The 3,182-nt window shown below is 59.6% G+C and carries 2 protein-coding genes and 2 pseudogenes; 3 read left to right on the forward strand and 1 reads right to left on the reverse strand.

The window, feature by feature from the left end; all coding sequences use genetic code 11:
• Positions 1-196: 196 nt before the first annotated feature.
• Positions 197-1,484: pseudogene (locus tag NB311A_RS09095) on the reverse strand (IS110 family transposase).
• Between the two features lie 148 nt (positions 1,485-1,632).
• Between NB311A_RS09095 and NB311A_RS09100 the strand changes: the two are divergent.
• From NB311A_RS09100 to NB311A_RS09110, 3 genes and pseudogenes are all read left to right on the forward strand, one after another.
• Positions 1,633-1,983 (forward strand): annotated as a pseudogene (locus NB311A_RS09100) (integrase core domain-containing protein); the annotation flags it as partial.
• A gap of 88 nt (positions 1,984-2,071) precedes the next feature.
• Positions 2,072-2,653 (forward strand): DNA methyltransferase, encoded by a 582-nt coding sequence (locus NB311A_RS09105; protein ID WP_009798233.1) that lies wholly within the window; start codon positions 2,072-2,074, stop codon positions 2,651-2,653.
• On the forward strand, positions 2,646-3,044 hold the full coding sequence (locus NB311A_RS09110; protein WP_009798210.1) for a DUF5681 domain-containing protein: 399 nt from the start codon (positions 2,646-2,648) through the stop codon (positions 3,042-3,044). Before NB311A_RS09105 ends, NB311A_RS09110 begins: the two co-directional genes overlap by 8 nt.
• Positions 3,045-3,182: the final 138 nt, after the last annotated feature.

Below are 3,182 nucleotides of genomic sequence, written 5' to 3' on the forward strand. Positions count from 1 at the left end.
CGATCAAAGTCTCTCCGTTCGCCAGCATGCTCTCGCTGCGTGACGCTGGTCAAGTCGCAAGGTCGAACCAGGCGGCTCCGCCGGCAAAGGAAAAGGTCTCGTCCATAGCAAACACAGGGTCCGCACGAAGGCGGCCCTCACCGTCCTCAACACGAGCTTCTGATCCAGGCGGAAGACCCGAACATTATCTACAGGGTCATCGAACAGATGCCCTCACGGCCCTAGCTGACAGAGGTTCTTCCACCTGGCACCCGCCCCTCGACGAAGGGCCGGTAATCGGAACCGCTTTTGACAACGGCGTGCACGACGCGCGCCATCTTGGCGGTAATAGCGGTCATCGCCTTGCGGCGCAGATCGGGATTGTCGCGATCTCTAGCGATGTAGCGTTCGAACTTGTGCCGGAAGCCGTTCTCACGCTGGCGGATGGCAACCTGCCCGGCAATCCATAGGGTGCGGCGCAGCCTGGCATTGCCAAACTTCGAAAGCCGGGTCTGGCCGCGATATTGGCCGGACCGCTGGGTCGACAGATCCAGTCCGCAGAACTTGAGAAACTGGCGATGGTGGTGGAAGCGGCGAAGATCTCCGGCTTCGGCAATGACCGTCAGTGCATTGATCGGCCCGATGCCGGGGATTTGCCGCAGGAGCTGATAATCCTGGCTGTGCCGAAGCAGTTCGTCGGCCTGGGCTTCGATCGCATTGCGTTGCCGGATCAGGCTGCGTGCTTCGGCAATGACCATCCGGAACATGCGGATGGCAGGAGCGTCGAGCGGCAACGGCAGTCCAATCGATGTACGCGCCGTCTGGTAAATATCCATGAGAATCTGCGTCTTGCTGACCTTGCGGCCGACGACATCCCAGGCTGCTTTGACGAACTCCTCCTTTGTCAGCGCCGTGATGTTTGCCGGCGTCGGAAAGGCATCGAGGAAGGCGAAGAACCAATCGCTGCGGCTGTTGCCCCGGAAGCGTTCGATCTCGGGAAAATACAGCGGCAGGTAATGCGTCAGGATGCGGTGCTGGATCTCGGTCTTGGCCCTGGCGATCGCTTCATGCGTCTTCGACAGTTCCTGCACGTCGTTGATGCCGACGCGCAGCGGATCATGGTAGACCTGCGTCGCCCGGATCCTCAGCATGTGCAGGATCACCTGCGCATCCTTAGGATCGTTCTTGTCCCAGCTGTTGTGCAAGGCCTCCCGGGTCCGGGCGAGCGCCAGCGACGACACCAGCTGCACCTCAAAACCCGCTTCAGCCAGCCGCCATGCTATCGGCCGGTGATAGTTCCCAGTCGCCTCAAAAGCGCAGACCACAGGTCGGCCATACGCCTGCAGCATTTCGATCAGCCGATCATGCTCCGCACGGCTGTTGAGGACCGACAGCCGGCGCCGACGTTTATGGCTAGGGGCCTCGATCAGGACTTCGTTGCAAGCCTTGGCAATATCAATGGCTACCAACACCGCATCGGCGAGTATAGCATTTGTACTGGTCATGGTCGGTCTCTCCGGAATGGGTTGTGAACATTCACATTCTAGAGAAACCTTGACTGGCCATGGCCACCTCGACCGGCGCGCGCTTGCAATGAAAGGCTGCGCGCACCGCTCCTTGGTGGCCTCTCCGCATTCCTTCCGTAGGTGCTACGGGCCGTCTTACATCGCGGCCGAACTCGCTGAATGGATCTACGCCAACGGTATGAGTCATGTTCGCGGAGCGCCGCTTCACCCGCAGACCCAGGGCAAGATCGAGCGCTGGCACCAGACGCTCAAGAACCGCATCCTGCTGGAAAACTACTTCCTGCCGGGCGATCTCGAACACCAGATCGAGGCCTTCGTCGAACATTACAATCATCGCCGCTATCACGAGAGTCTCAGCAACGTCACGCCGGCCGACGCCTACTTCGGTAGGGCCTCTGCCATCATCGAACAACGCGAAAGGATCAAACGACAGACAATCCAATTCAGGCGCTTGCAACACCGCAAGCTCGCCGCTTAACATCACCAACCAGAGGCCGACACTCCGCTAAATCAGGCAGCCATCTGCGCCAAATGTTCTGACGACGGACATCTGGGAGTATGCTGGAGTGAATTCGTTCGGCAAAGAGCGTGATGGACTGCTGGCCGCTCATCCCACCCCTAAGCCGGTCGCGCTGATTGCGGATGCACTGCGCGATGTCTCAAAGCGCGGCGAATATGTTGTCGATCCGTTCTTGGGTTCTGGATCGACTCTGATGGCTGCCGAGGCGACCGGCCGTATTTGCGTGGGCAACGAACTTGACAGTGCTTATGTCGATGTTGCCATTCGCCGCTGGCAAAAGGCAACGGGGCAAGCAGCGATCCACGTCCAGACTGGACAGAGCTTTGATGCGATCGCGCAGGCTATCGCTGAGACGGCGTTGATCGAGGCGCTGGCGTCTAACAACACTATGACGCCGCCGATGGCCACCGGCGTTGCGGGCGTGGCAAAGGGCGAGCCGCCTGAGACCGCAGCGCTGGCGGTCGCTTGTTCAATCACTCACGTAGCGGACACGCTGACCTCGTCTGATCTTAGGTCACCAGATCAACCGGTGGCCTCCTCGACACCGCTGATCGGCGCCGCTGCACCGGACGGCGATCTGGACGTGTTCGAAGTAGCAGGGGATGACACCCAGGTGCGCCATGACTGAGCAGAAGAAGACAGAAGGGGTCGGCTATCGCCGGCCCCCGCGTCATAGCCAGTTCAAGCCGGGGCAATCCGGCAATCCGAAAGGTCGTCCCAAGGGGACGGTCAACCTCCGCTCCGATCTTCGTGAAGAACTGGGCGAGCATATTCGCGTGCGCGAAGGTGAGCGGGAGCTGAAGGTCAGCAAGCAGAGAGCCATGCTCAAAGCGCTGGTTTCCAAAGCGTTGAAGGGCGACGCGCGTGCCGCCCACATCGTGTTGACATTGGTCGAGAAACTGTTCGAGCCGGAGGCGGCAAAGGATACCGTTCCGGATCTTACATCGGAAGACCAAGCGATCCTTGAACGCTTCCTTGCCCGCCGCGTGTCTGGCCAACCCCTATCCACAGAAGAATGATGGCGTGTTCAATCCTCACAAGCTGAAAGATTAAGTCTATGATCGATAATAATCGCGCATTTCGCGCAGCGCTCGCCGCCGATCTGGTTGCCTTTCTGGAGAAGGTCTATCCGGAGATCAATCCGGGCGGCGCACTCT

The organism is Nitrobacter sp. Nb-311A (genome assembly GCF_000152905.1).
GTDB lineage: Bacteria > Pseudomonadota > Alphaproteobacteria > Rhizobiales > Xanthobacteraceae > Nitrobacter.